The sequence below is a fragment of the Ancylobacter mangrovi genome (assembly GCF_024752335.1).
In the GTDB taxonomy this organism is placed as follows: domain Bacteria; phylum Pseudomonadota; class Alphaproteobacteria; order Rhizobiales; family Xanthobacteraceae; genus Ancylobacter; species Ancylobacter mangrovi.
This window is the reverse complement of record NZ_JANTHY010000001.1, coordinates 757,166-781,477: the sequence shown is the minus strand read 5'-3', so window position 1 is coordinate 781,477 and position 24,312 is coordinate 757,166. Positions and strand designations below refer to the sequence as shown.

Below are 24,312 nucleotides of genomic sequence, written 5' to 3'. Positions count from 1 at the left end.
ATTCGCATGCAGCCCAAGGGGAACGGAGTGTGCCATGCCTGAAACTTTGATCTCGGTCGATCTGTCCAAGCCGGCCACGGAGAACGAATATCTGCACAATCGCTGGCACCCGGACATTCCGATCGCCACCTGGGTCGAGCCCGGTGCCGACTTCATCGTCGAGACCGTCGACTGGACCGGCGGCGCCATCGCCAACAATGACAGCGCCGACGACATCCGCGACGTCGACCTGTCGACCGTGCACTATCTGTCCGGCCCGATCGGCATCAAGGGCGCGGCGCCGGGCGACCTGCTCGTCGTCGACATCCTCGACGCGGGCACGCTCAAGGGCCACGAATGGGGCTTCAACGGCTTCTTCTCGAAGAAGAACGGCGGCGGCTTCCTGACCGATCACTTCCCGCTCGCCCAGAAGTCGATCTGGCACTATGAGGGCATGTTCACCCGCTCGCGGCATGTGCCGGGCGTCGGCTTCGCCGGCCTCATCCATCCCGGCCTGATCGGCACCCTGCCCTCGCAGAGCCTGCTCGACACCTGGAACGCGCGCGAGCAGGCGCTGATCGACACCAATCCGACCCGCGTGCCCCCGCTCGCCAACCCGCCCGCGCCCAAGACCGCGCATCTGGGCAAGCTCGGCAAAGGCGACGCCTGGGACAAGGTGGCTTCGGAGGGCGCGCGCACCGTGCCGCCGCGCGAGCATGGCGGCAATTGCGACATCAAGGACCTGTCGCGCGGCTCGAAGATCTACTTCCCGGTCTATGTCGACGGCGCCGGCCTCTCCATGGGCGACATGCACTTCTCCCAGGGCGACGGCGAGATCACCTTCTGCGGCGCGATCGAGATGTTCGGCGCGTGGCTGCACATCAAGGTCGATCTGATCAAGAACGGCATGGCGATGTACGGGATCAAGAACCCGATCTTCAAGCCGTCGCCGATCACGCCGAACTACAAGGACTACCTGATCTTCGAGGGCATCTCGGTCGACGAGAGCGGCACGCAGCACTATCTCGACGCCAACGTCGCCTACCGCCAGGCCTGCCTCAACGCGATCGAGTACCTGACCAAGTTCGGCTACTCGCCCGCGCAGGCGCACTCGATCCTCGGCGTGGCGCCGGTGCAGGGGCATTTCTCGGGCGTCGTCGACATCCCGAACTCCTGCGCCACGCTGTGGCTGCCGACCGAGATCTTCGACTTCGACATCAAGCCTTCGGCTGCCGGCCCGACCAAGTTTATCGACGGTTCGGTCGACATGCCGATCTCGCCGGACCTGTGACCCCCGCTTGGGTCCGGCAATGGGGCGGTGCCAGGCATCGCCCCATCCTGTCCGGCAGGGCCGTGGCGAGACCATGCTCGCCATCCCTGCCGTAAGCCATCGGTCGGCGGTGCCCGTCACCGCCTTCCCTTCTGGAACGAGGAAACGCCCAAGGAACCGGCCGATGCCCGTCTACGAATATCTTTGCGACGAATGCGGCGACTTCACCACGCTGCGCCCGATGAGCGAGTATCAGGCCCCGCAACCCTGCCCCGACTGCGGCGCGATGGCGCCGCGGGTCATGCTGACCGCGCCCCACTTCTCGTCCGTCTCGCGCGCGAGCCTCGTTGCCCACGCCACCAACGAGCAGGCCCGCCACGAACCGATGAGCGTCGACGGCTACAAGGCGAAGCAGGAGCGCGCCCGCCACGGTTCCGGCTGCTCGTGCTGCTCCGGCATGAAGAGCCGCAGCAAGAAGTCGAAGACCGCGACCAGCCCGAACGGCGCCAAGAGCTTCCCCACGGCTCGCCCCTGGATGATCAGCCACTGAGGCGGCTGTAGGCGCCGCGCCGCCTCACTCGCCGATCGCCACCCCCTCGCGGCGCGGATCGGCCGCCCCGGTCAGCCCGTCGGGGCCGATCTCGACCGCCTGCACGCCCGAGGTCATCGGCATCGTGCGCACCTCAAAGCCGAGCCCGCGCAGGGCCGGCTCCAGCGCCTGCGCGCCACTTCCCTCCTCGATCTCGACCGCATTGAATCGCGCCAGCACGTTCGGCGCCGCGATCGCCTCGGCTATGGGCATGTTCCAGTCGAAGCGGGCGATCAGCGTCTTCGCTACATAGCCGATGATCTGGCTGCCGCCGGGCGAGCCGAGCGCGAGCAGCGGCTTGCCGTCCTTCAGCACGATGGTCGGCGACATGGAGGAGCGCGGGCGCTTGCCGGGCTCGACCCGGTTCGCCACCGGCACGCCGTCCTTCTGCGAGCGGAAGGAGAAGTCGGTCAGCTCATTGTTGAGCAGGAAGCCGCCCACCATCAGCCGCGAGCCGAACCCCGCCTCGATGGTGGAGGTCATCGAAACGACGTTGCCCTCGGCATCGACGATGGTGATCTGCGTGGTGCAGGGCAGCTCGGGCGCGTTGCCGTCGGCCCGGGCCGGCGCGGCCATGGCGTGGTCCCAGGTCGGCGTGCCGGGCGCCACCTCCGGCAGGGCGTCGTCGCCGGCGAGGAGGCGGGCGCGCGCAGCGAGATAGTCGCGCGCCAGCAGGCCGCGGGTTGGCATCGGCACATAGTCCTCGTCGGCCATGTAGCGCTCGCGATCGGCGAAGGCGAGGCGCGAGGCGTCGGCGATCAGACGCCACGCCTCCGGCGATTGCGGCCCGAGCGCCTTGAGGTCGTAGGCATCCAGCATGCCGAGGATCTGGTCGATGGTGAGCGCGCCCGAGCTCGGCGGCCCCATGCCGCAGACGTCGAGCCCGCGATAGCTGCCGCACACCGGCGTGCGCTCCCTCACCCGATAGTCGCGCAGGTCCTCGGTCGCGAGCAGGCCGGGATTGGCCGCCTCGTGCACCTTACGCACGATCTCGCCCGCCAGCGGGCCGCGATAGAAGGCATCCGCACCGCCTTCGCTCAGCGTCTGCAGGGTCCGGGCATAGGCCGGATTGCGCAGAATCGTGCCGGCTTTGAGCGGCGCACCGTCGGCGTCGAGGAAATAGGCCCGCGCCGCGCCGTCGCGCTTCAGCGTCTCGACGTCGTCGGCGATCAGTTCCTCGAGCCGCGGCGAGACGGCGAAGCCCTGCTGCGCCAAGTTGATCGCCGGGCGGAACAGCCGCGACCAGGCGAGCCGGCCATAGCGGCGATGCACGGTCTCGAGCAGGCGCGGCGTGCCGGGGGTTCCGACCGAGCGCCCGCCGATCACCGCGTCCATGAAGGCGAGGGGCGCGCCGGCAGCGTCCTGGAACAGGGTCGGCGTCGCCGCGCGCGGGGCCGTCTCGCGCCCGTCGAAGGTGGTGAGGCGGTGCTGGCCGGCGTCCCAGTAGACGAGGAAGGCGCCGCCCCCGAGGCCGGAGGACTGCGGCTCGACCAGCCCCAGCACGAGCTGGGTCGCCACCAGCGCGTCGATGGCGCTGCCGCCCTCGCGCAGCACCTGCGCCCCCGCCTCGGCGGCAAGCGGGTTGGCCGCGGTCACCATCCAGTGTTTCCCGGTGGCCGACTTCGCGCCGGCGATGCGCGCGCTCGCCGCCTCGGGCGGCCGGGTATCGGAGCTCTGCTGGGCCTGAAGCGGGCCGGCGAGAACCGCCAGCGCCACCAGCCACCAGCAACCGAGCCATCCGCCTCGCTGCCAAGCTCGCCGCATCACCTGCCCTCTTTTCGCGCATGCACAAAGATGATTGCTCACCGTAACGCGATGTGAAGGGGAAATCCGCATCGCACTGGCCGAGGGGAAGTGACGACCCGGCGAATCGGGTTAAGCTTCAAGGGTCGTCAACAATTGAAAGGAGGTGATCCAGTGTCTGATCGTCTTGATCTGCGGTCGTCGGTGAACGTGACCTGGACGCTTGCCTCTTGTGAGGTCCGTGCCGCGTGAAGCGACATTTCGCGCCGCCTGATCGGCGCTCACCGGGCCGGACCGCGGTCTGACATGGGAAGGGCTGCTCGCAAGGGCAGCCCTTCTTTCTTGGCCTCCGACTTCCTGATTTCCGATATCTCCGCCTGCCGACCCAGGAACTGCGCGAGAACGTGGCGAAACCGATCTTCATCTATATCGACGCCGATGCCTGCCCGGTGAAGGACGAGACCTACCGCGTCGCCGCGCGGCATCGCATCAAGGTGTTCCTGGTCGCCAACAGCTACATCGCCGTTCCCCGCGACGTCGAGGTGGAGCGCGTCGTCGTTCCCTCCGGGCTCGACGTGGCCGATGACTGGATCGCCGAGCGGGTGGAGGAAGGCGACCTCGTCGTCACCGCCGACGTGCCGCTCGCCGCACGGGTGGTGGCCAAGGGCGCGGAAGCCATCGGGCCGACCGGAAAGCCCTTCACCGCCGCCACCATCGGCATGCAGCTCGCCACCCGCAACCTCATGCAGGACCTGCGCGAGGCGGGCGAGATCACCCGCGGGCCCCGTCCCTTTTTGCCGCGCGACCGCTCGGAATTTCTGCAGGCGCTCGACCGCGCTGTAAATCGGCTGAAACGAAAGGGCTTCCTGGCGGGTTGAAGGGCTGACATTCGCCGCCGAAGGAGATGCCAATGCTGCAGGCCTGCCTCAATGGCTCGCGTACGCGGGATTTTCACCGCCTCACGCCGCTGAGCGCCGCCGACCTCGCCGCCGACGCAGTGGCCGCGCTCGCCGCCGGCGCCAGCGAGATCCACATCCATGTGCGCGGCGCGGACGGCGCCGAGACGCTCGCCCCCGACATGGTCGCGCAGGTGCTGGAGGAGGTCCGCGCCCGCGTCCCGGGAACGCCGATCGGCCTGTCGACCCATGGACGCATCGCCCCCGGCGCCGTGCGTCTCGACGCCGTGGCGCACTGGAGCGCGCTGCCGGACTATGTCTCGGTGAACCTGATAGAGCCCGAGGCGCCGGAGATGATCCGCCTCGCCCTGTCGCGCGGCATCGGGGTCGAGGCCGGGCTCTGGTCGGCCGACGACGCCGAGCGCTTCGTCGCCCTGCCGGAAGCGCGGCAGGTGCTGCGCATCCTTATCGAGATCAACGAGCAGGACGAGGCCGAGGGGCTGGCGGCCGCCGCCGCGATCCGCAAGGTGCTGGCCCGCGCCAGCCTCGACGTGCCCGCGCTCCAGCACGGGCTCGACGCGACGATGTGGCCGCTCTACCGCGACGCGCTGATGCGCGGCATGGACGGGCGCATCGGGCTGGAGGACGGCAAGCTGCTGCCCTCCGGCGAGGAGGCCGAGGACAACGCCGCCCTCATCAAGGCGGCGCTGGAGATCGCCCGCGTGCCGCCCAATCCGGTCGCGGCGACCGGCACCGGCTGAGCCTCAGCCGGAGTTGCGCAGGCCCGCCGAGATGCCGTTGATGGTGATCTGGATGCCCTGGAGCACCTTCTCGTCGGTATCGTTGGCGCGGTACTTCCTCAGGAGCCCGACCTGCACGTGGTTCAGCGGGTCGATATAGGGGAAGCGGGCGCGGATCGAGCGGTCGAGCAGCGGGTTGGAGCCGAGCAGCCGGGGCTGTTCGGAAATCGACAGCAGCGCGTCGATCGCCGCCTGATGCTCGGTGCGGATGCGCCCGAAGATGCTCTCGCGCAGCTCCGCGTCCTCGACCAACTGCGCGTAGCGCGAGGCGATGGCGATCGAGCTCTTGGAGAGCACCATGTCCATGTTGGAGAGCTGGGTGCGGAAGAACGGCCACTCCCGGTACATCTCCTGCAGCAGGCCGAGCCCGTCCGGGTGCAGCTCCAGCCACTGGCGCACCGCGGTGCCGAAGCCGTACCAGCCCGGCAGCATGAGCCGGCACTGCGCCCAGGAGAACACCCAGGGAATGGCGCGCAGGTCCTCGATCCGCCGCGTCTTCTTGCGCGAAGCCGGGCGCGAGCCGATGTTCAGCGTCGCGATCTCGTTGATGACGGTGGATTCCCAGAAATAGTCCTCGAAACGCGGGGTCTCGTAGACCAGCGCGCGATAGGCGCGGAACGCCGCCTCCGACAGGTCCTCCATCACGGTCAGATATTCGTCGCGCGGCGCCTTGGCGTCGCCCGAGAGCAGCGTCGCCTCCAGCGTGGCGGCGGTGAGGATCTCGAGATTGCCGCGCCCGACCGCCGGGTTCGAATATTTGGAGGAGATGATCTCGCCCTGCTCGGTGATGCGGATCTGCCCCTGCACCGCCCCGCCCGGCTGGGCGAGGATGGCGTCGTAGCTCGGCCCGCCGCCGCGGCCGACCGAGCCGCCGCGCCCGTGGAACAGGCGCAGCCGCACGCCGTGGCGCCTGAACACCTCGATCAGCTCGATCTCGGCCTTGTAGAGCTCCCAGCCCGAGGTGACGAAGCCGCCATCCTTGTTGCTGTCGGAATAGCCGAGCATCACCTCCTGCACGCCGCCGCGGCTGTCGACCAGCCGGCGATATTCCGGCAGGCGGAACATCTGCTCCATCACTTTCGGCGCGTTGCGCAGATCCTCGATGGTCTCGAACAGCGGCACGATGTGCATCGCCGAGGTGCCCGCCGGGTCGACGAGGCCGACCTCCTTCAGCAGCAGGGCGAGCTCCAGCATGTCGGAGACGCCTTCGGCCTTGGAGATGATGGCGGTCTGCATCGCCTCGGACCCGTAGATCCGGTGGATGCGGGCGCAGGTGCGCAGCATCTCCAATTCGCCCTCGGTCTCGTCCGAATAGTCGATAAAGGGCGAGGTGAGCGGGCGGGCCGTGGTCAGCTCGCGCAGCAGCAGCGCGACGCGGGTGCCCTCGGGCAGCGCCTTGTAGTTGGTGCCCGGCGAGGCGACCTCGAACAGCTCGGTCACGCAGCGCTCGTGCACGTCGGAGTTCTGGCGCGAATCGAGGATCGCAAGATGGAAGCCGAAGCAGTCCACCGCCCGGCGCAGCGCCCTCAGCTTGCCGCGCGCGACGGCGGCCGAGCCGTGCGCCTTGAGCGAACGGTCGAGCACGTCGAGGTCGGCGCGCAGTTCCGCCGCCGAACCATAAGGGGCCGCGTCCGGCTTCTCGGTGACGCCAGCGAGGTCGGCGACCTCTAGGCGGAACGCGGTGGCGCGCAGCCGCGTCGCGATGGCGCCCATGGCGAGGCGGTAGGGCTCGTGGCGCCGGTGCGGCGAGGTCTCGCCGGGCGCGGTGTCGATCAGCGCCATCAGCTCGTCCGAGACCTTCACCCGGATGGTGCTGATGGACAGCTCGCCACCGAGCTCGTGCAGCTCGCTGAGATAGAAGCCCACCGCCAGCGCACTCTGCATGCGCATGGTCTCGCTGGTCACGTCGGCGGTGACGAAGGGATTGCCGTCGCGGTCGCCGCCGATCCAGCTTCCAACCCGGAAGAAGGAGGCGAGCTCGGGCGGCGGCAGCAGCGCGCCGTTCTCGGCGGCGTCGCTCTCCATCGCCGCCAGCCGGTCCTCCACCGCCGCGTAGAGCGTGGGGAGCTGGCGCAGGAAGGTGTAGTCGTAATAGGCGAGGCCGTTCGCCACCTCGTCGAGCACGGTGAGCTTGGTCTTGCGCAGGAGGTTGGTCTGCCAGAGCGTCAGCACGCGGCGGCGCAGCTCGTCGTCGGCAAGCTGCTGCTCCTCGGGCGTCGGCTCGGTGCGGGCGCGATCGGCCAGCAGCTCGGCGATACGCATCTCGTGCGTCAGGGTGGAGCGGCGGCGCACCTCGGTCGGGTGGGCGGTCAGCACCGGACTCGCCAGCGCCGTGTCGAAGAATTTGCGCAGCTCGGCGACGGTGATGCCCGCCTTGCGCGCACGCTCCAGCGCGCCGGCGACCGTCGCCGGCCCGGCGCCGTGCCCGCTCGCGGCCGCCGCCCGCATGCGGCGGATGACGTTCTGGTCCTCGGCGATGTTGGCGAGGTGCGAGAAATAGCTGAAGGCACGCACGATGCTGATCGTGTCGTCGGCGTCGAGGTCGCTGAGCATCGCCTCCAGCTCGTGCCGGGCGCCCTCGTCCTCCTCGCGGTGGAAGCGCGTCGAGACCCGCCGGATGTTCTCCACCAGATCGAAGATCGGCTCGCCTTCCTGGTCGCGCAGCGTGTCGCCGAGCACGCGGCCCAGCATGCGGATGTCCTCGCGCAGCGACAGGTCGAGCTCGCCGTCCGGATCGATATCGGCATCGGGCAGCGCGATGGTGAGGGCAACGGACATGGCGATACTCCCTGAGACCCGTAGGACTTAGCAATTAGCATGCCGGGCATGACACCCCGATGCGGCCCTTTTCCCCACCCGGGGAAGGCAGCCGCCCGATACCAGTGCGACCTTGGCGCAACAGCTTCGGATTCTCGTGCGAACTGGCAACAATTGCCCTATGTCCGCCGCGATTGTGAACGAAATGACTGTACATATGAACGAAACGCTCAGCTGGGGTTCAGCGTTAGCCGTTCATAACGGTGTTCGTGAAAGGATCAGCGCCGGAAGAAAAGCGGTGTTGATTCAGCAGGAAGCCGGCAGTCGGCCGGCAGTGTGACATATGCGTGTGCGTAACAGGAAGGACGTTGAAATGCCCCCCGTCTTGAATCGCGCCGAGGGCCAGACCCCCGCCGCGCTTCGTCCGGCAAAGACCCCGCTTGCCGCCGATCCGCGTCAGACCGCCAGTTCCACCGACAAGAAGGCCGGCAATACGGCCGCCGCGCCGGTAGGATCGATCGCGGCCATCGAGTCTCTGCTCGGCTTTTGACCGTTGCGGACCCGCGCCTGCTCCGCCTTTCGGCGACGGCGCGCGGATGTGATCGCGGCAGAGGGTGACAAAGCCTGCCCCGCCCCCCATATGGATGACGTAGCGGCATGCGCCGCCATCCTGTTGTCGAGCGAGAAAGGCCCGCCACCCGTGCGTAAACTGCGACTGAGCTCCGCCGCCCTGCGCGTTGCGCTGGCGTCCGTCATCGTCGCTGTCGGCGTCGTTGCCGCGAGCGACTTCGCCGAGGCCCGGCTCGGGCGGAGCGGAAGCTTCGGCAGCCGCGGCATGCGGACCTGGTCGACGCCCGCGCCGACCCCCACCTCCCCCTACGCCCAGCCGATGCAGCGTTCGACCACGCCGCAGAGCCAGTTCGGGCAGAGCGCTACGCGCCCGCCGATGACCCAGCCGGGCGGCATGTTCGGCCGCGGCGGTTTCATGGGCGGCCTGATGGGCGGCCTGCTTGGCGCCGGGCTGTTCGGCCTGCTGATGGGCGGCGGCTTCTTCTCGGGCATCGGCAGCATGGCCGGCTTCTTCGGCCTCCTCCTCCAGATCGCCCTGATCGTGATCGTGGTGCGGCTCGTCATGGGCTGGCTGCGCACGCGCAACCAGCCGTCCTATGCCGGCGCGCGGCCCGATCCGCTGCGCCGCTCCGGCCTCGACGAGACCGGCGGCGGCACCGACGCCCCGGTGCGGCCCGGTTTCGGCTCTGCGCCGCGCGGCCGGCCGCTGAAGCTGGAGGGCACCGATTTCGACAGTTTCGAGCGCCTTCTCGGCGAGGTCCAGAGCGCCTATGGCCGGCAGGACCGCGCCGAGCTGGCGCGCCGGCTGACGCCGGAGATGATGGGCTATATCGGCGAGGAGCTCGACGATCTCGTCCGCAATGGCCTCGAGAACCGGCTGTCCGACGTGAAGCTGCTCCAGGGCGACCTCTCGGAAGCGTGGAGCGAGGGCGATCGCGACTATGCCACCGTCGCCATGCGCTACGAGCTGAAGGACGTCACCGTGGAGAGCGCCACCGGCCGCGTCGTCCAGGGCGACCCGGACCGCCCGGCGCAGGTGACCGAGTTCTGGACCTTCGTGCGCAGCCCCGGCGGCGAGTGGACGCTGAGCGCAATTCAGCAAGGTTAACGCCGCTTTCCTAGCGGAAAGCTGACCCAGGTCATCGAACGATAGGGAATTCGATCCCAGGATAGCCCTCCCTCAACCAATCGAGGCAAGGGAGAGTCTCCATGTTCCGTTCATTCGTTCGACAGGGAATCGTTGCTGCGGCGTCGTTTTCCATGGCGGCGGCACCGATCGCCGCCAACGCCTGCACCTCCTTCGTCCTGGCGGCGCAGGACGGCTCTTATGTGTATGGCCGCACCATGGAGTTCAGCATGCCGCTGCACTCGCAGCTCATGGTGATCCCCCGCAACCACGCGTTCACCGGCACCGGGCCTGACGGCACGGCCGGCGCCGGCCTCTCCTGGACCTCCAAATACGGCGCTGCCGGCGCCAACGCGCTCGGCCTGAACATCCTCGTCGACGGGATGAACGAGAAGGGCCTGGGCGGGGGCATGCTCTACCTGCCGAACTATGCCGAGTTCCAGGACGTCGCCCCCGGCGAGGCCAAGAACTCCATCGCCTCGATCGAGCTGCTGACCTGGATCCTGACCAACTTCGCCACGATCGACGAGGTGAAGGAAAACCTGCCCAAGATCAAGGTAAACAAGGCGCCGCAGGAAACCTTCAAGATGCCAGTGCCGCTGCACGTCACGCTGCACGATCTTCAGGGCAAGAGCCTCGTCATCGAATATGTCGGCGGCAAGCTGAACATGTACGACAACCCGATCGGCACGCTGACCAACGCGCCGGAATTCCCCTGGCACCTCGCCAATCTCGGCCTCTACGGCAATCTGTCGCCGAACGAGCCCCCGGCCCGCAAGATCGGCGGCGAAAGCTTCGCCGGCCCCTCGACCGGCGCGGGCATGCACGGCATTCCCGGCGACTTCCTGTCGCCCTCGCGCTTCATCCGCGCCACCATGTTCGCCGACAGCCTGCCGCCGCTCGCCACCGGCCTCGACGCGATGGACGCCGCCCGGCACATCCTCGACAATTTCGACATCCCGCCCGGCGCGATCCGCACCGAGGCCGGCTCGGATGTGGGCGGGGGCGTCGCCGGCTGGGAGACGACCGAATGGTCGGCGGTCGCCGACCTCAAACGCGGCATCTACGCCATCTGGGACTACAAGAACCCCAACCCGCGCGCGCTCATCTTCTCCGAGCTCGATCTCGACGCGAAGGACATCCGCACCGTGTCCTTCGAGGTGAAGCCCGACTTCGTCAACCTGTCGAAGTGAGCCGCGCCGCCGTCAGCTAGACGGGACGGCGGTCGAGGGGGTCCCGGCCGTAACGGTTGGGCCCCTCATCGCCGCGCGCCATGAACCAGAAGAAGATGACGAAGGCGCCGATGCCGGTGAGCCCGATCAGCAGCCACCAGGCGCTGCGGCCCAGGTCGTGAAAGCGCCGCGCGCCGACCGCAAGGCTCGGCAGCAGCATGGCGAGACCGGCGAGGCTGGACAGCGGGGTGAACCCGCGCGCGCCGTGATGCGCGATGAGGCCGTAATTGTCGAACAGGGCGGCGTCGAGAATGCCGGTCGCGGCCTGCACCAGAATCGTGAACAGGACCCACCACCAGTATTCCGAACGCGGCGCGCGTCCGTGGAACGTGGCGTACTTGCTCAGAACACTCGAAATCGATTCACCGAACTCGAGTCGCTGCCCATAACTCGTCTTCATCTGCTTGACCGACTTAACTCCCCCGGGAAGCGGAACATACGACGGAGGGTATTAACCCTATATTGATACCTCTGCCGCAAGGGCCCGCCATGCCCGTGACGGCAGAGATTACGGGAAGATCCGCGCCGCGCACAACCCTGGATTACGATCGGGGAAGGGCTCGACCTGGGCAGGCCCGTACCGCCGGACGCAGGAGTGGCCTCAGCGCCCCTTGCGCCGCCCGCCCTTGCGATAGCCCTTGGTCATCGGGTCCGGGCGCTCGGGACGGGTCCACCCGTCCGGCCCCAGCGGCTCGGCACGGTCCGTGCCGGGGCCCATGTCGTCCAGCGAGGGCCGGATCACGCGGGAGCCCGAGCCGCCGGCGTCGTAGCCTGCCTGCGCCTCGTCCGCCCGCGCCGAGGCGCTGGAGGAGACGTGGCCGGGCGAGGAGCGCGGCCCGCCCCGGCCCGCTTTCGCGCCGCCCTTGCCCTTTTTCTCCGGCAAATTGCCGGCGCGGCCGTACTTGCGCTCGCCGCGATAGCCGCCGGTGCGGTCGTCCACGCTGTCCTGGCGCGCCAGCGGATCGTCGGAGATGGCGAGCTCGGTCGCCTGCAGCCGCTTGATCTCGTCGCGCAGCCGCGCGGCCTGCTCGAAATCGAGGTCGGCCGCCGCCGCGCGCATGCGCTTTTCGAGGTCGGCGATCACCGTGGCGAGGTTGTTGCCGTAGGTCGCGGCTCCCTCGGCGAGGCCGGAATCGACGGTGACGTGGTCGCGCTCATAGACGCTTTCGAGGATATCGCCGATCGCCTTCTTCACGCTCTCCGGCGTGATGCCGTGCTCGGTGTTCCACGCAACCTGCTTGATGCGGCGGCGCTCGGTCTCCGCCATCGCCCGCTCCATCGAGCCGGTGATGGTGTCGGCATAGAGCAGCACCCGGCCGTCGACATTGCGTGCGGCGCGGCCGATGGTCTGGATCAGCGAGGTCTCCGAGCGCAGGAAGCCTTCCTTGTCGGCGTCGAGGATCGCCACCAGCCCGCATTCAGGAATGTCGAGCCCCTCGCGCAGCAGGTTGATGCCGATCAGCACGTCGAAGGCGCCGAGCCTGAGGTCGCGGATGATCTCGATGCGCTCGATGGTGTCGATGTCCGAATGCATGTAGCGCACGCGGATGCCGTTCTCGTGCAGATATTCGGTCAGGTCCTCGGCCATGCGCTTTGTCAGCGTCGTCACCAGCGTGCGGTAGCCCTTCGCCGCCACCTGCCGCACCTCGCCCAAGAGGTCGTCGACCTGGGTCCGGGCGGGGCGCACCTCGACCTCGGGGTCGACCAGCCCGGTCGGGCGGATGACCTGCTCGACGAACACGCCGCCGGTCTTCTCCATCTCCCATTTGCCGGGGGTGGCGGAGACATGCACCGTCTGCGGGCGCATCGCCTCCCATTCCTCGAAGCGCAGCGGCCGGTTGTCCATGCAGCTCGGCAGGCGGAAGCCGTATTCGGCCAGCGTCGCCTTGCGGCGGAAGTCGCCGCGGTACATGGCGCCGATCTGCGGCACGGTGACGTGGCTCTCGTCGACGAAGATGAGGGCGTTGTCGGGCACGTATTCGAACAGCGTCGGCGGCGGCTCGCCGGGAAGGCGTCCGGTGAGCCAGCGCGAATAGTTCTCGATGCCGGCGCAGCTTCCCGTCGCCTCCATCATCTCGAGGTCGAAGGTGCAGCGCTGCTCCAGCCGCTGGGCCTCGAGATAACGGCCCATCGCGTTGAGCTCCTCGAGCCGGTGCTTGAGCTCGGCCTTGATGCCCTGGATCGCCTGGATCAGCGTCGGGCGCGGCGTCACATAGTGCGAGTTGGCGTAGAGCTTGATGAACTTGAGATCCTGCGACTTCTGCCCGGTCAGCGGGTCGAACTCCTGGATGCTCTCCACCTCGTCGCCGAACAGCGAGACCCGCCAGGCGCGGTCCTCGTAATGCGCGGGGAAGATCTCGATCACATCGCCCCGCACCCGGAAGGTGCCGCGGCCGAAATCGCCCTGGGTGCGCTTGTACTGGAGGGCGACGAGGTCAGCGAGGAGCTGGCGCTGGTCGATGTGCTCGCCGATCTCGACCTTGAAGGTCATCGACGCGTAGGTCTCGACCGAGCCGATGCCGTAGATGCAGGACACCGAGGCGACGATGATGACGTCGTCGCGCTCCAGCAGCGCGCGCGTCGCCGAATGGCGCATGCGGTCGATCTGCTCATTGATGGACGACTCCTTCTCGATGAAGGTGTCGGTGCGCGGCACATAGGCTTCCGGCTGGTAGTAGTCGTAATAGGAGACGAAATACTCGACCGCGTTGTCGGGGAAGAAGCTCTTGAACTCGCCATAGAGCTGCGCCGCGAGCGTCTTGTTCGGCGCCAGCACCAGCGCCGGGCGCTGCACGCGCTGGATGACGTTGGCCATGGTGAAGGTCTTGCCCGAGCCGGTCACGCCGAGCAGCACCTGGTCGCGCTCGCCCTGGTCCGCCGCCTCGACCAGCTCGGCGATCGCCTGCGGCTGGTCGCCATTGGGCGTGTAGTCCGACTTCAGCTCGAAGCGGACGCCGCCTTCCGACTTTTCCGGCCGCGCCGGGCGATGTGGCGCCCACACCTGTTTGTCGACTTCGGCGCGCCCGCCCTCGATCAGCGCCGACAGGGCGGCGACTGTGGCGGAGGCGCCCGAAGTCGGCGCCACGCCGAGCTTCTCGGCGAGGGCGGGATCGAGCGTGGAAACTTGCGCGGGTTCGAAGGCGCGCTGCGAGCGCTCTCCGAATCCGCCGGGACGTGCAGCTTTCGGCATGGCGCCAATATGGGGTCGGACGCCCCCGGAGGAAAGGGCTCGCCCTCACCGCGCCTGCGGATTGCGCACAAGCGGAACGACCGCGAAGACCATGGTCTTGCCTGTCACCGCATCCCCGGTCTCGCGCTTCAACTCGGCTTCAAGCTGCGGCTGAAGCTTGGCCAGTGTGAGCGAGAGATTGGCCTGGCCGGACTGGCTCTGCTTGCGTGAAAGGGCGATGTCCCCGCTATAGACCGACTCGATCTGATAGATGGCGAACTGCTTGAGATTTTTGTCCAGGTTGGAGAACCAGCGCCGGCAGTTGCCGCGCTGGCTGAGCGCCTCGAACAGGTTCTCTGCGTCCGTATGGGTGATGCCGGACTTGGTCACGTTGACGAGCTTCAAATCATAATAGTCGGTAACGTCGCCGCTTAGCCCGGCGCTCAGCAGCCGCGTGCGAAGGCCGGAGAAGTGGCCGCCGCCGGAGAAAGCGCTGGTGACGTCGAAGCTGGGAACGTTGCTATTGTCGACGAGTGCGATGCCGTGCAGATCGAGATCCGTGAAGCACAGCGGCTCAAGCGCCAGAGGCCGGTCCAACTTCTCGGTTGGCTCCTCGCGCGCGTAATAGAGCGAGCCCACCTGCACATTGCTCTGCGGTGGCTGGATTGGCCGGGCCTTGATCCAATCGCCCGGCAGAACGACCGCCGCTCTCGTGGAGCCGGTCGGCCCGCCCTGACAGGCCGCAAGAAACAATGTCGAAGCAAATGCCACTAGCAAGCCGTTGCGCATCGTATACCCCCCAATGGATATACAACCGTTAGTTGGTTTTTGATCTCGGTCAATTGCAATTTACGATTGCCGGCCCCTTCGTCAAAATTAGTCGTGGAACAGAATTCCTCTCTTGGCTCCGGCCGACAGGAATGGCGGTTTCGACGCCACATCGCTCACTTTGCCGCCATGTGATGCGACGACCCCACGATGAATGCGGGAATATAAATAACTGATTCTAATAATATATTTCTCTATAATGCCTTAAATTTAATCATTGGCATGGCATATGCATACTTCAATGTATGCAACACGGACGCGCATCGCCGTGGACGAATGCGGAGCCTGCCATGCCCGAATCCCTCCTCGCCGCCGAGCCGGCGCCGATCGCCTTCGACCCGAAGCGCACGGCGATGGTCATCATCGACATGCAGCGCGACTTTCTGGAGCCCGGCGGCTTTGGCGAGACGCTCGGCAACGACGTGTCGCTGCTGCAGGCGGCGGTCGGGCCGTGCCAGGCCGCCCTCGCCGCCGCCCGCGCCGCCGGCATGCTGGTGATCCACACCCGCGAGGGCCATCGCCCGGACATGATGGACGCCCCGCCCGCCAAGGTGGAGCGCGGCGAACCCACGGCGCGCATCGGCTGCGCCGGGCCGATGGGGCGCATCCTCATCCGCGGCGAGCCGGGCCACGACATCATCGCCGAGCTCGCCCCCGCCGAGGGCGAGCCGGTGCTCGACAAGCCCGGCAAGGGCGCCTTCTACCAGACCGACCTCGAGCTGATGCTGAAGAACCGCGGCATCGACACGCTGCTGGTGTGCGGCGTCACCACCGAGGTCTGCGTGCACACCACCATTCGCGAGGGCAACGACCGCGGCTATCGCTGCGTGGCGCTGGCCGATTGCTGCGCCTCCTACTTCCCGGAATTCCACCGCGTCGGCCTCGAGATGATCAAGGCGCAGGGCGGGATCTTCGGCTGGGTGTCCTCCTCCTCCGGCCTCGTCGCCGCCCTCGGCAACAAGGCGCAGGCCGCGTGAGCGCCCGCCCGCCGACGAGCTGACGCCACGGAGGCGACGCCGCCCGCGCCGCCGCCCCGACGAACGTGATCCGTGCCTGACGCCTGCGCGACCACCGTCTTTCCATGGGGATCAGCTTCATGTCCGCGAACGAGATGACACCGATATCGCCCGCCCGCATCGGCATGCGTCCGACGTTGTGGACGCGGGGCGACTGGAATGCCCTGTTCGGATTCGGCACAAATATCCTCGTCAACATGCTGGTGCTGACGGGCCTGCTGCAGTTCGTGCTGAAGATGCCGCCGGAGATCGTGTTCGGGCGCATCCTGCCGGCGGTCGGGCTGATGATGTTCCTGTCGACGGCCTATTACGCCTTTCTCGGCTACCAGCTCGCCAAGAAGACCGGACGCGACGACGTCTGCGCCCTGCCCTCCGGCATCAGCGTGCCGCACATGTTCGTCGTCACCTTCGTGATCATGCTGCCGATCGGCGCCTCGACCGGCGACCCGATCCAGGGCTGGGAGGCGGGCCTCGTCTGGGTGTTCTTCCAGAGCTTCATCCTGATGATCGGCGGCTTCGTCGCCCCCTATATCCGGCGCATCACGCCGCGCGCCGCACTGCTCGGCACGCTGGCGGGCGTGTCCATCGCCTTCATCTCCATGCGCCCCGCCTTCGAGATCTTCGCCACGCCGGTGATCGGCCTCACCTGCTTCGCCGTCATCATGGTGAGCTGGTTCGGCGGGGTGAAGTACCCGAAGGGCATCCCCGCCGGCCTCGTCGCCATCGCGGTCGGCATGGTCATCGCCTGGGGGTCGAACATCTTCGGCCTCGGCTATGGCGGCATGAGCCTCGCCAATGTCGGCGACGCGGTGGCGAATTTCGGCTTCGAGATCCCGCTGCCGGCTCTCGACCACGTCTTCCACGGCTTCCGCTATCTCGGCGTGATCCTCGTCACCGCGATCCCGTTCGGCATCTACGACCTCGTCGAGGCGATGGACAATGTGGAGAGCGCCGAGGCGGCGGGCGACCACTACCCGACCACGCGGGTGCTCACCGCCGACGGCGTGGTCAGCCTGATCGGCTGCCTGATGGGCAACCCGTTCATCAACGCGGTCTATATCGGCCACCCGGGCTGGAAGTCGATGGGCGGGCGCATCGGCTATTCCGCCGCCACCGGCCTGATGGTGATCGTCCTTGCCTGGTTCGGCGTCATCGCGCTGCTGCTGGCGCTGATCCCGGTGGTCGCGATCTCGCCGATCCTGCTCTACATCGGCATGCTCATCGGCGCGCAGGCGTTCCAGACCACGCCGAGCCGTCACGCGCCCGCCGTCGTGCTGGCGCTCAGCCCCCACCTCGCCGCCTGGGCGAAGCTGCTGATCGACAACTCGCTCGGCCTCGCCGGCACCTCGGCCGCCGCCATCGGCTTCGACAAGCTCGGCTCGGTCGGCGTGCTCTATCACGGGCTGGAGGTGATGGGCGGCGGCGCGATCCTGGTCGGGCTGGTGCTCGGCGCCATCGCCGTGTTCGTCATCGAGCGCAAGTTCGTCCACGCCTCCGCCTTCGCGCTCGCGGGCGCGGTGCTCACCTTCTTCGGCTTCATGCATGGCGAGATGGTCGGCATCGCGGTCACGCCGGGCGTCTCGCTCGCCTATGTCATGGTCGCCGGCCTGCTGTTCGCCTGCTCCCGCTACGCCGTGCCCGAGAGCCTGCCGGCGGAGGCGCGCGACACCGAGCCCAAGGGCGCGCAGCCCGCGCCGGCGGAATAGGCGCGGCATCGGCTCTCGCGCTTCGGCCGGGGGGCACGGAGCGACTTGAGGCGGCGCGGGTCATCTCCCTGGATGGCTCGCGCCACTTCCGCCTGCGGGATGCCCCTTTGTAACTTTCATTCTGCTGTGGGCCGAGCTGTGCTCTGCTGTCCTCGCCGGCGGGCGCACCCTGCCGGCCGGGGCCGCTGCGCGGCCGCGTCCACACTGGCTTGAAAGGCTTTGATCATGTCGATCTTGAAAAAGGGACTTGCCGGCACGCCGGTGAAGATCCTCCAGGAGAAGCTTGGTGTCCCGGCCGACGGCCGGTTCGGGCCCCAGACGGAGGAGGCGCTCAAGGCGTATCAGAAGGAGCACGGGCTGAGCACCGACGGCATCGCCGGTCCCGACACCTTCGCCTCGCTCGGCCTTTACGAACTCGTCCTGCTGAAGGTGGGCTCCTCGGGCGAGACGGTGAAGAAGCTTCAATCGGCCCTCGGCATCGCCGCCGACGGCAAGTTCGGCGCCGGCACCGCCAAGGCCGTGAAGACCTACCAGGCCGCCAACGGGCTCGAGGCGGACGGCTTCGCCGGCCCCGCGACGCTCGCCAAGCTGGCCGTCTTCACGGAAATCACCCCGGCGGTGATCTCGAAGTCGCAGATCGACCCCGGCGCGGCGCCGGCACCGCAGGCACCGGACGAGAAGCCGGTGGCGGACGCCGCCGACGCGCCGCCGAAGAGCATCTGGGCGACCATCAAGGGTTTCTTCAGCTGACGGGCCGGCCATCGGATGCCATCATCCGGTGGCCTTCCCTCCTCCTGTCGAGACATCCATGTCCCTGCTGCTCAAGTTCGACCTCGAAACCTTCGGCGAGCCGGAAGAGACCGCGCCGCTGCCCGAGCGCGTCGTCGCCGGCAATCCGCGCCATCTCACCTGGAACTTCGAGACGCTGCCGGACGGCGCGCTGTTCGCCGGGGTGTGGGAATCCTCGCCCGGCGCCTGGCGGGTCGACTATGAGGAATGGGAGTTCTGCACGCTGACCGCCGGCGTCTCGATCCTGCACGAGGACGGCGCCGCCCCGGTGCGGCTGCAGGCGGGCGACAGCTTCGTCATCCGCCCCGGCTTCAAGGGTATCTGGGAAGTCGTCGAGACCACGCGCAAACTTTACGTCATCCGCCTGATCTGAGAAGCTTCGTACTGCATGCGCCTCAACACGGAAGGTGTCGATATGCAGTACGATCGCATACGCAGCGCATCCTCCCTTTCCTTGCAACATCTTGCTCTGCCGCATCTTGCCTTGCCGCCTCTTGCCACGGCCGCCGTTCTGCTGCTGGCGACCGCCGGCAGCGCGGCGGCGGACTGCACCTGCCGCGCGGGCGGGCGCGACTACCAGCTCGGCCAGCGCGTGTGCCTGTCCGGCCCCTCCGGCCCGCGCATGGCGGTGTGCGGCATGAACGAGAACGTCTCGAGCTGGATCTTCGCCAGGGAGCCGTGCAACGTCTCCCTGCGGCCCGCCCCGCTGCGCCTCGCCGCGAGCTCCGTTCCGCTGCACTGACCGCCGGGCGCGGATTTTGCGTCCGGTGTTGCGCGCTCGTCCTTGACCGGTGGCGGGGTGGGATGCATCGTCCGGCCAACGCATGGGAGAGGGCTGTCATGGTCAAGGATCGGAGCCGGGGTTTGGGCGCCGCGACACGTTGGGCGACGGGGCTGCTGGCGAGCGCGGCGCTGCTGGTCGGGTCCGCCGGCACGGGGCACGCGGCAAGCTTCCTCGAGAAGAACTTCTGGCTTTCCGGCCCGAACTACAGCGGCAACGTGCCGTCCTGCGACCTGCCGGCCGCGCTCTCGCGCATCCAGAAGCACTTCGCCGAGACCGAATCGAAGTACTGGAACTCGTCGCTGCAGATCGATTCCTTCGACCGCATCCACCAGATCGCCTTCCGGCCCTGGGGCGAGGAGTACATTCCGCGCCGCTACTGCGCCGCCGATGTCGTCATCTCCGGCGAGACCACGGCCGCGACGCCCTACGCCACCAGCCAGTATGTCGGCGGCAAGGTCGGCGCGCCGCCGGTGATGCACGGCACCCGCCACCGCATCTACTACTCGCTGGTCGAGGATGGCGGCTTCCTGGGCTTCTCCTGGGGCGTCGAATGGTGCATCGACGGGCTCGACCGTTCCTGGACCTACGCGCCGCACTGCCGCATGGCGCTGCCGTGAGTCCAGCCGAGGTGGCGCGGCGCCTCGGCGCCGCGTTCCTTCTGCTCGCCGCCCTGTCGGCCTCGGCCCGGGCGGAAGGCGAACCGGGCCGGTTCGACCATTACGTCCTCTCCCTTTCCTGGTCGCCGACCTATTGCCAGACGGCGCAGGCCGAGCCCGCGCAGTGCGACCGTGCGCGCCCCTTCGCCTTCGTCGTGCATGGGCTGTGGCCGCAATATGCGCGCGGCTGGCCCGAGTTCTGCCTGCGCCCCGCCCCCTATGTTCCCGAGCGGGTGCTGCGCGGCGTGCTCGACATCATGCCCAGCCGCAACCTCGCCCTGCATGAGTGGCGCCGGCACGGCACCTGTTCCGGGCTCGACGCCACCGCCTATTTCACCACCCTGCGCCGCGCCTTCGGCGAGGTGACGATCCCAGCGCAGTTCCGCCATCTCGACACCTATCGCACCGTCACGCCGGGCGAGGTGGAGAGCGCGTTCCGCGCCGCCAATCCGGGGCTCGCCGCCGACATGATCGCGGTCGACTGCGACGGACGGCGCCTGACCGAGGTGCAGATCTGCCTCGACCGCTCGCTCGGCTTCACCTCCTGCACCGAGGTCGACCGCCGCGCCTGCCGCGCCGCGCGCATCGTCATGCCGCCGACGCGCGGCGGCTGAACCGCCGGACCCGTGCCATGAACTACCGCCACGCCTTCCATGCCGGCAATTTCGCCGATGTCGTCAAGCATGTCGCTCTGGCGCGCATCCTTGCCTATCTCGGACGCAAGGATGCGCCCTATCGCGTCATCGACATCCATGCCGGCGCCGGCCTCTACGATCTCGCGGGCGAGGAAGCCGGGCGCACCGGGGAATGGCGCGGGGGCATCGGCGCCGTGCTCGGGGCGGCGTTCACCCCCGAGGTCGCCGCCCTGCTGGCGCCATGGCTCGACGCGGTGCGGGCGGTCAATCCGGCCGGGGCGGACACGACCTCCGGAACGCTGCGCTTCTATCCCGGCTCGCCGCTGATCGCCCTCGCGCTGACCCGGCCGCAGGACCGGCTGCTGTTCTGCGAGACCGTGCCCGAGGTGCGCGGCGCGCTGGACGCGGCGGTCGGCCGCGAGCCGCGCGCCAAGGTGCTGGCCGTCGACGGGTGGCAGGCGCTCCACGCCTATCTGCCGCCGAAGGAGCGGCGCGGGGTGGTGCTGGTCGACCCGCCCTTCGAGGACCCGCACGAGTTTCCACGCATGGCCGACGCCCTCGTCGAGGCGCACCGGCGCTGGTCGGGCGGCATCTACGCGCTCTGGTACCCGATCAAGGACGTGCGCGCGGTGGATGCCTTCCGCCGGGCAATCGAGCGGGCGCGCATCCCCAAGACGCTGAACATCCAGTTCGACCTGCGGGCGGTGCGGCAGGCCGATGCGCTGTCCGGCTGCGGCCTCGTCATCGTCAATCCGCCCTTCACGCTGGCGGACGAGCTCCGGCTGGTGCTGGGCGCCCTCGCCCGCGTGCTCGCCACTGACGGCACCGGCCGGGTGCGCGTCGGCTGGCTCACCCCGGAGCGCTGACGCCGGGGTTACTGACGCAAAAGCGTCGGCGTCGGCCGCACGTCATCTCGCCGTCCTAGATTCCCCTTCTGCAACGCCTCGATACCCTGATCGCGCCCCCGCTCACGCGTGCCCAGGGTGCAAGCGGACATTCGCGATCCGGGTCCCGCATGCGTCCGGCATCGGTCTTGCTTGATGGACAGGGGCTAGGAGATCCGGCGAATGGCAGGAGTCCATTCGGGGATGAGGAGAGCAGGCGAATGGCGACGACGGGTACCGTCAAGTTCTTCAACACCGAGAAGGGATACGGCTTCATCCGTCCGGACGACGGAGGAAGGGATGTGTTCGTGCACGTTTCAGCCGTCACGCGCTCGGGCCTCGGCACGCTGGCGGAAGGACAGCGGGTGAGCTTCGAGGTCGAGCCGGACAAGCGGGGCAAGGGGCCCAAGGCCATCGACCTGCAGTTCGCCGACTGATACGCCTCGCACGAAGCTGCGGCATTCCGCCGTCGGCCGGCAGAGCGGCATGCCGATGACGACCAACGGCGACGCCGTCCCGCCTCGCTTGCGATGCATCCCATGAAGCTACGTTCGTCACCCGCCTCCCCCTTCGGCCGCAAGGCCAAGATCGGGGCGGCCCTGTGCGGGATTGCCCTCGAGATCGAGCCCGCCGACACCACGGATCCCAAGGATTCGGTGCGCGCGCAGAACCCGCTCGGCAAGATTCCCGTGCTGCTGCGCGACGATGCGGCGCCGCTGTTCGATTCCCGGGTCATCCTCGACTATCTCGACGCCGAGGCCGGCGGCGGGTGCATCGTGCCGGCGGGCGGCGAGCCGCGCTTCGCGGCCCTCACTGCGCAGGCGCTGGCCGACGGGCTGATGGATGCCGCGCTGCTGCAGGTCTACGAGGTACGCTTCCGGCCCGAGCAGATCCGCAGCCCCGACTGGCTCGCCACCCAGGCGGGCAAGGTGGAGCGGGCGCTGGCGGCGTTCGAGGCCGCGCCGCCGGCCGCGGGAAACGTCTCCGCGCCGGCCCATGTCGGGGAGATCGCCCTCGCCTGCGCGCTCGGCTATCTCGACCTGCGCTTCGAAGGCGCCTGGCGCGCCGGCCACCCCGGGCTGGTGAGTTGGCTGAACAGCTTCGCTGCACGCGTGCCCGCTTTCGAGGCAACGCGCTTCCACGGCTGACGCGCCGCGCAAACGAAAAAACCCCGGGCGTCGCCGCCCGGGGTCTTCGAGATCGGATCGATCGACGGCCGCGGGGGCCGGCGGATCAGAACTTGTAGTTGATGCCGGCGCGCACGACGTTGGCGGTCAGGCCGCTCTTCACGCCGATGCTGTCGTAGTAGTCCTCGCCGAGATCCATGTAGAGGTACTCGGCCTTGACGGTCCAGTTGTTCGTCAGGCCGTACTCGACGCCGCCACCGACGGTCCAGCCGACGGCGGTGTTGTCCGAGGACAGGCCGAGGTTGGAGTTCTTGACCTCGTTGTGACCCCAGGCGAGACCGCCGGTCACGTAGGGCAGCACGTTGTCGAACGCGTAGCCGAGGCGGGCGCGCACGGTGCCGAAATAGTCCATCTTGGACTCGTAGCCATAGGCGTCGTCCTTGATGTCCGAACCCTGGAAGTCGGCCTCGGCGCCCAGCACGACATTGTTGCCGAACTGGTAGTTCACGCCGATCTGGCCGCCGCCGAGGAAGCCGTCGGGGTCGAGGCCGAGCGTAGAAGCCCCACCCTCGCCCGAACCCCAGGCGTAGCCGGCGTTGGCACCGAGATAGAAACCGGTCCAGGTGAAGGCGGGCTCGGCCACAACCACCGGGGCCTTGGTCGGATAAGCCTGCGGCAGGTCGGCAGCGAAGGCCGGCGCCGCGACGAGAAGGGCAGCGGCGGCCATGCCCGAGCGGATGATCGTGTTCATAAATACTCTCCGAACGACAACGAAACTGGCATTCAGCCAAGCTCGGATCGGAGATAGGCGCCCAGATAGGCATGTCGAGGGCTGGATTGCGGCAGAAACCGCCAAATTCGGCCGCCGATACCACCGCCGATCCGTGCCTTCGAGCCCGCAACCCCTCATGAATGCTGATTCTTCGGCGAAATATTCCGCTGCGTCAAACTCGGAAAAGACGCAACAATTTTGCCATTATCTGCAATCGAATGTAGGTCACTGTTGCGAAAACGACACAAAATCGTCGTGCGGCCAAATGAAAACGGCCGCGGAACCCGGTACTCCCGGGCCCCGCGGCCGTCTGTCGAAAAGGAAGGCGCGGCGGATCAGAATTTGTAGTTGATGCCCGCGCGCAGCATGTTGGTGGTCAGGCCGACATCGGCCGGGCCGGCGACCGTGTTGTAGGTCTCCGAGCCCATGTCGAGATAGAGGTACTCGGCCCGCAGGGTGATGTTGTTGCTCAGCGCATATTCACCGCCGAAGCCGAGCGCCCAGCCGGTGTGGGTGTTGTCGTCCGACAGGCCGCCGACCTCATAGGTGCCGCTGCCATAGGCGAAGCCGCCGGTGCCGTAGACCAGGAACTGGTCCATGGCGAAGCCCGCGCGGGCGCGGATGGTGCCGAAATAGTCCAGCGTGAACACCGAGCTCTCGACATTCGAGTACTGCAGGTCGGTCTCGATGCCGAGGACCAGCGGGCCGGCGCCCTGCCAGTTGTAGCCGGCCTGGATGCCGCCGATGAAGCCGTCCGTGTCCGGCGACCAGTCGGCGGTGCCCCAGCCATAGCCGGCATTGGCGCCGATGTAGAAGCCGGTCCAGGTGAACGGCATCACCGCCTCGTAGGCGGGCGCTGCCGGGGCCGGGTAACCGAGATCGGCCGCCGCGGCGGGCGCGGAAATCAGGGCCACGAGGCCGAGACCCGCAAGAATGCTGCGTTTCATGTTGCTCTCCTGAGTGTCGCGCGGGCGCACGGCCGGG

24 protein-coding genes are annotated in these 24,312 nt (G+C 68.0%); 17 read left to right on the top strand and 7 right to left on the bottom strand.

Annotation, left to right across the window (positions count from 1 at the left end; all coding sequences use genetic code 11):
• The first annotated feature begins 34 nt into the window (after nt 1-34).
• Both fmdA and NVS83_RS03790 read left to right on the top strand, forming a co-directional pair.
• Nucleotides 35-1,270, top strand: coding sequence for a formamidase (gene fmdA / locus NVS83_RS03795; RefSeq protein ID WP_258730737.1), 1,236 nt, complete (start codon nt 35-37; stop codon nt 1,268-1,270).
• A 163-nt stretch (nt 1,271-1,433) separates the two neighbouring features.
• A complete protein-coding gene (locus tag NVS83_RS03790) occupies nt 1,434-1,799 on the top strand; it encodes an FmdB family zinc ribbon protein (protein ID WP_258738129.1) in 366 nt (121 codons plus the stop codon).
• 24 nt (nt 1,800-1,823) lie between these two features.
• Here NVS83_RS03790 and ggt read toward each other — a convergent pair whose 3' ends face one another.
• The gene (gene ggt / locus NVS83_RS03785; RefSeq protein WP_258738128.1) at nt 1,824-3,602 is read right to left on the bottom strand and encodes a gamma-glutamyltransferase; all 1,779 of its coding nucleotides are present in this window, start codon (nt 3,600-3,602) and stop codon (nt 1,824-1,826) included.
• 383 nt (nt 3,603-3,985) lie between these two features.
• On the opposite strand from ggt, the gene NVS83_RS03780 reads away from it, so the two are divergent.
• Entirely contained in the window at nt 3,986-4,459 is a 474-nt protein-coding gene (locus tag NVS83_RS03780) for a YaiI/YqxD family protein (protein ID WP_258738127.1), read from the top strand.
• A gap of 32 nt (nt 4,460-4,491) precedes the next feature.
• Nucleotides 4,492-5,238, top strand: coding sequence for a 3-keto-5-aminohexanoate cleavage protein (locus tag NVS83_RS03775; protein WP_258738126.1), 747 nt, complete (start codon nt 4,492-4,494; stop codon nt 5,236-5,238).
• Nucleotides 5,239-5,241: 3 nt separating this feature from the next.
• Here NVS83_RS03775 and ppc read toward each other — a convergent pair whose 3' ends face one another.
• Entirely contained in the window at nt 5,242-8,055 is a 2,814-nt protein-coding gene (gene ppc, locus NVS83_RS03770; RefSeq protein WP_258738125.1) for a phosphoenolpyruvate carboxylase, read from the bottom strand.
• A gap of 352 nt (nt 8,056-8,407) precedes the next feature.
• On the opposite strand from ppc, the gene NVS83_RS03765 reads away from it, so the two are divergent.
• The 3 genes from NVS83_RS03765 (at nt 8,408) to NVS83_RS03755 (ending at nt 10,923) form a co-directional block, all read left to right on the top strand.
• Nucleotides 8,408-8,584, top strand: a complete 177-nt coding sequence (locus NVS83_RS03765; protein ID WP_258730742.1) for a hypothetical protein — start codon at nt 8,408-8,410, stop codon at nt 8,582-8,584.
• Between the two features lie 150 nt (nt 8,585-8,734).
• On the top strand, nt 8,735-9,712 hold the full coding sequence (locus NVS83_RS03760; RefSeq protein ID WP_258738124.1) for a Tim44 domain-containing protein: 978 nt from the start codon (nt 8,735-8,737) through the stop codon (nt 9,710-9,712).
• Nucleotides 9,713-9,864: 152 nt separating this feature from the next.
• Entirely contained in the window at nt 9,865-10,923 is a 1,059-nt protein-coding gene (locus tag NVS83_RS03755; protein WP_258738123.1) for a linear amide C-N hydrolase, read from the top strand.
• Nucleotides 10,924-10,939: 16 nt separating this feature from the next.
• Here NVS83_RS03755 and NVS83_RS03750 read toward each other — a convergent pair whose 3' ends face one another.
• From NVS83_RS03750 to NVS83_RS03740, 3 genes are all read right to left on the bottom strand, one after another.
• Entirely contained in the window at nt 10,940-11,362 is a 423-nt protein-coding gene (locus NVS83_RS03750; protein ID WP_258738122.1) for a DUF805 domain-containing protein, read from the bottom strand.
• 201 nt (nt 11,363-11,563) lie between these two features.
• On the bottom strand, nt 11,564-14,152 hold the full coding sequence (uvrB, locus tag NVS83_RS03745; protein WP_258738121.1) for an excinuclease ABC subunit UvrB: 2,589 nt from the start codon (nt 14,150-14,152) through the stop codon (nt 11,564-11,566).
• Nucleotides 14,153-14,197: 45 nt separating this feature from the next.
• Nucleotides 14,198-14,920, bottom strand: coding sequence for a hypothetical protein (locus tag NVS83_RS03740; RefSeq protein WP_258738120.1), 723 nt, complete (start codon nt 14,918-14,920; stop codon nt 14,198-14,200).
• Between the two features lie 329 nt (nt 14,921-15,249).
• On the opposite strand from NVS83_RS03740, the gene NVS83_RS03735 reads away from it, so the two are divergent.
• The 10 genes from NVS83_RS03735 (at nt 15,250) to NVS83_RS03690 (ending at nt 22,577) form a co-directional block, all read left to right on the top strand.
• On the top strand, nt 15,250-15,936 hold the full coding sequence (locus NVS83_RS03735; RefSeq protein ID WP_258730748.1) for a cysteine hydrolase family protein: 687 nt from the start codon (nt 15,250-15,252) through the stop codon (nt 15,934-15,936).
• Between the two features lie 119 nt (nt 15,937-16,055).
• A complete protein-coding gene (locus NVS83_RS03730; RefSeq protein ID WP_258738119.1) occupies nt 16,056-17,681 on the top strand; it encodes a regulator in 1,626 nt (541 codons plus the stop codon).
• A gap of 225 nt (nt 17,682-17,906) precedes the next feature.
• Complete coding sequence (locus NVS83_RS03725; RefSeq protein WP_258738118.1) at nt 17,907-18,431, top strand: peptidoglycan-binding domain-containing protein; 525 nt, start codon at nt 17,907-17,909, stop codon at nt 18,429-18,431.
• 58 nt (nt 18,432-18,489) lie between these two features.
• Entirely contained in the window at nt 18,490-18,843 is a 354-nt protein-coding gene (locus NVS83_RS03720) for a cupin domain-containing protein (RefSeq protein ID WP_258738117.1), read from the top strand.
• Nucleotides 18,844-18,954: 111 nt separating this feature from the next.
• On the top strand, nt 18,955-19,212 hold the full coding sequence (locus NVS83_RS03715) for a hypothetical protein (protein WP_258738116.1): 258 nt from the start codon (nt 18,955-18,957) through the stop codon (nt 19,210-19,212).
• A gap of 98 nt (nt 19,213-19,310) precedes the next feature.
• Nucleotides 19,311-19,871: a hypothetical protein gene (locus NVS83_RS03710; RefSeq protein WP_258730753.1), complete on the top strand. Its 561-nt coding sequence runs from the start codon at nt 19,311-19,313 to the stop codon at nt 19,869-19,871.
• A complete protein-coding gene (locus NVS83_RS03705) occupies nt 19,868-20,524 on the top strand; it encodes a ribonuclease T2 family protein (protein ID WP_258738115.1) in 657 nt (218 codons plus the stop codon). Before NVS83_RS03710 ends, NVS83_RS03705 begins: the two co-directional genes overlap by 4 nt.
• 17 nt (nt 20,525-20,541) lie before the next feature.
• On the top strand, nt 20,542-21,411 hold the full coding sequence (locus tag NVS83_RS03700; protein WP_258738114.1) for a 23S rRNA (adenine(2030)-N(6))-methyltransferase RlmJ: 870 nt from the start codon (nt 20,542-20,544) through the stop codon (nt 21,409-21,411).
• A gap of 239 nt (nt 21,412-21,650) precedes the next feature.
• Nucleotides 21,651-21,866 (top strand): cold-shock protein, encoded by a 216-nt coding sequence (locus tag NVS83_RS03695; RefSeq protein WP_258738113.1) that lies wholly within the window; start codon nt 21,651-21,653, stop codon nt 21,864-21,866.
• A 102-nt stretch (nt 21,867-21,968) separates the two neighbouring features.
• Nucleotides 21,969-22,577 carry a glutathione S-transferase family protein gene (locus tag NVS83_RS03690; RefSeq protein ID WP_258738112.1) on the top strand — a complete coding sequence of 203 codons (609 nt, stop codon included), beginning with the start codon at nt 21,969-21,971 and terminating at the stop codon, nt 22,575-22,577.
• 85 nt (nt 22,578-22,662) lie between these two features.
• On the opposite strand, the gene NVS83_RS03685 is transcribed toward NVS83_RS03690, so the two are convergent.
• Together NVS83_RS03685 and NVS83_RS03680 are read right to left on the bottom strand one after the other, a co-directional pair.
• The gene (locus tag NVS83_RS03685) at nt 22,663-23,307 is read right to left on the bottom strand and encodes an outer membrane protein (protein ID WP_258730758.1); all 645 of its coding nucleotides are present in this window, start codon (nt 23,305-23,307) and stop codon (nt 22,663-22,665) included.
• 356 nt (nt 23,308-23,663) lie between these two features.
• Nucleotides 23,664-24,275: an outer membrane protein gene (locus tag NVS83_RS03680; protein ID WP_258738111.1), complete on the bottom strand. Its 612-nt coding sequence runs from the start codon at nt 24,273-24,275 to the stop codon at nt 23,664-23,666.
• Nucleotides 24,276-24,312 lie beyond the last annotated feature (37 nt).

What these genes read in the sequence shown, in the direction of transcription:
- fmdA (WP_258730737.1), top strand. Translation starts at nt 35, where the DNA reads ATGCCTGAAACTTTGATCTCGGTCGATCTGTCCAAGCCGGCCACGGAG.
- NVS83_RS03790 (WP_258738129.1), top strand. Translation starts at nt 1,434, where the DNA reads ATGCCCGTCTACGAATATCTTTGCGACGAATGCGGCGACTTCACCACG.
- ggt (WP_258738128.1), bottom strand. Translation starts at nt 3,602, where the DNA reads ATGCGGCGAGCTTGGCAGCGAGGCGGATGGCTCGGTTGCTGGTGGCTG.
- NVS83_RS03775 (WP_258738126.1), top strand. Translation starts at nt 4,492, where the DNA reads ATGCTGCAGGCCTGCCTCAATGGCTCGCGTACGCGGGATTTTCACCGC.
- ppc (WP_258738125.1), bottom strand. Translation starts at nt 8,055, where the DNA reads ATGTCCGTTGCCCTCACCATCGCGCTGCCCGATGCCGATATCGATCCG.
- NVS83_RS03765 (WP_258730742.1), top strand. Translation starts at nt 8,408, where the DNA reads ATGCCCCCCGTCTTGAATCGCGCCGAGGGCCAGACCCCCGCCGCGCTT.
- NVS83_RS03755 (WP_258738123.1), top strand. Translation starts at nt 9,865, where the DNA reads ATGGCGGCGGCACCGATCGCCGCCAACGCCTGCACCTCCTTCGTCCTG.
- NVS83_RS03750 (WP_258738122.1), bottom strand. Translation starts at nt 11,362, where the DNA reads ATGAAGACGAGTTATGGGCAGCGACTCGAGTTCGGTGAATCGATTTCG.
- uvrB (WP_258738121.1), bottom strand. Translation starts at nt 14,152, where the DNA reads ATGCCGAAAGCTGCACGTCCCGGCGGATTCGGAGAGCGCTCGCAGCGC.
- NVS83_RS03740 (WP_258738120.1), bottom strand. Translation starts at nt 14,920, where the DNA reads ATGCGCAACGGCTTGCTAGTGGCATTTGCTTCGACATTGTTTCTTGCG.
- NVS83_RS03735 (WP_258730748.1), top strand. Translation starts at nt 15,250, where the DNA reads ATGCCCGAATCCCTCCTCGCCGCCGAGCCGGCGCCGATCGCCTTCGAC.
- NVS83_RS03730 (WP_258738119.1), top strand. Translation starts at nt 16,056, where the DNA reads ATGTCCGCGAACGAGATGACACCGATATCGCCCGCCCGCATCGGCATG.
- NVS83_RS03725 (WP_258738118.1), top strand. Translation starts at nt 17,907, where the DNA reads ATGTCGATCTTGAAAAAGGGACTTGCCGGCACGCCGGTGAAGATCCTC.
- NVS83_RS03720 (WP_258738117.1), top strand. Translation starts at nt 18,490, where the DNA reads ATGTCCCTGCTGCTCAAGTTCGACCTCGAAACCTTCGGCGAGCCGGAA.
- NVS83_RS03710 (WP_258730753.1), top strand. Translation starts at nt 19,311, where the DNA reads ATGGTCAAGGATCGGAGCCGGGGTTTGGGCGCCGCGACACGTTGGGCG.
- NVS83_RS03700 (WP_258738114.1), top strand. Translation starts at nt 20,542, where the DNA reads ATGAACTACCGCCACGCCTTCCATGCCGGCAATTTCGCCGATGTCGTC.
- NVS83_RS03695 (WP_258738113.1), top strand. Translation starts at nt 21,651, where the DNA reads ATGGCGACGACGGGTACCGTCAAGTTCTTCAACACCGAGAAGGGATAC.
- NVS83_RS03690 (WP_258738112.1), top strand. Translation starts at nt 21,969, where the DNA reads ATGAAGCTACGTTCGTCACCCGCCTCCCCCTTCGGCCGCAAGGCCAAG.
- NVS83_RS03685 (WP_258730758.1), bottom strand. Translation starts at nt 23,307, where the DNA reads ATGAACACGATCATCCGCTCGGGCATGGCCGCCGCTGCCCTTCTCGTC.
- NVS83_RS03680 (WP_258738111.1), bottom strand. Translation starts at nt 24,275, where the DNA reads ATGAAACGCAGCATTCTTGCGGGTCTCGGCCTCGTGGCCCTGATTTCC.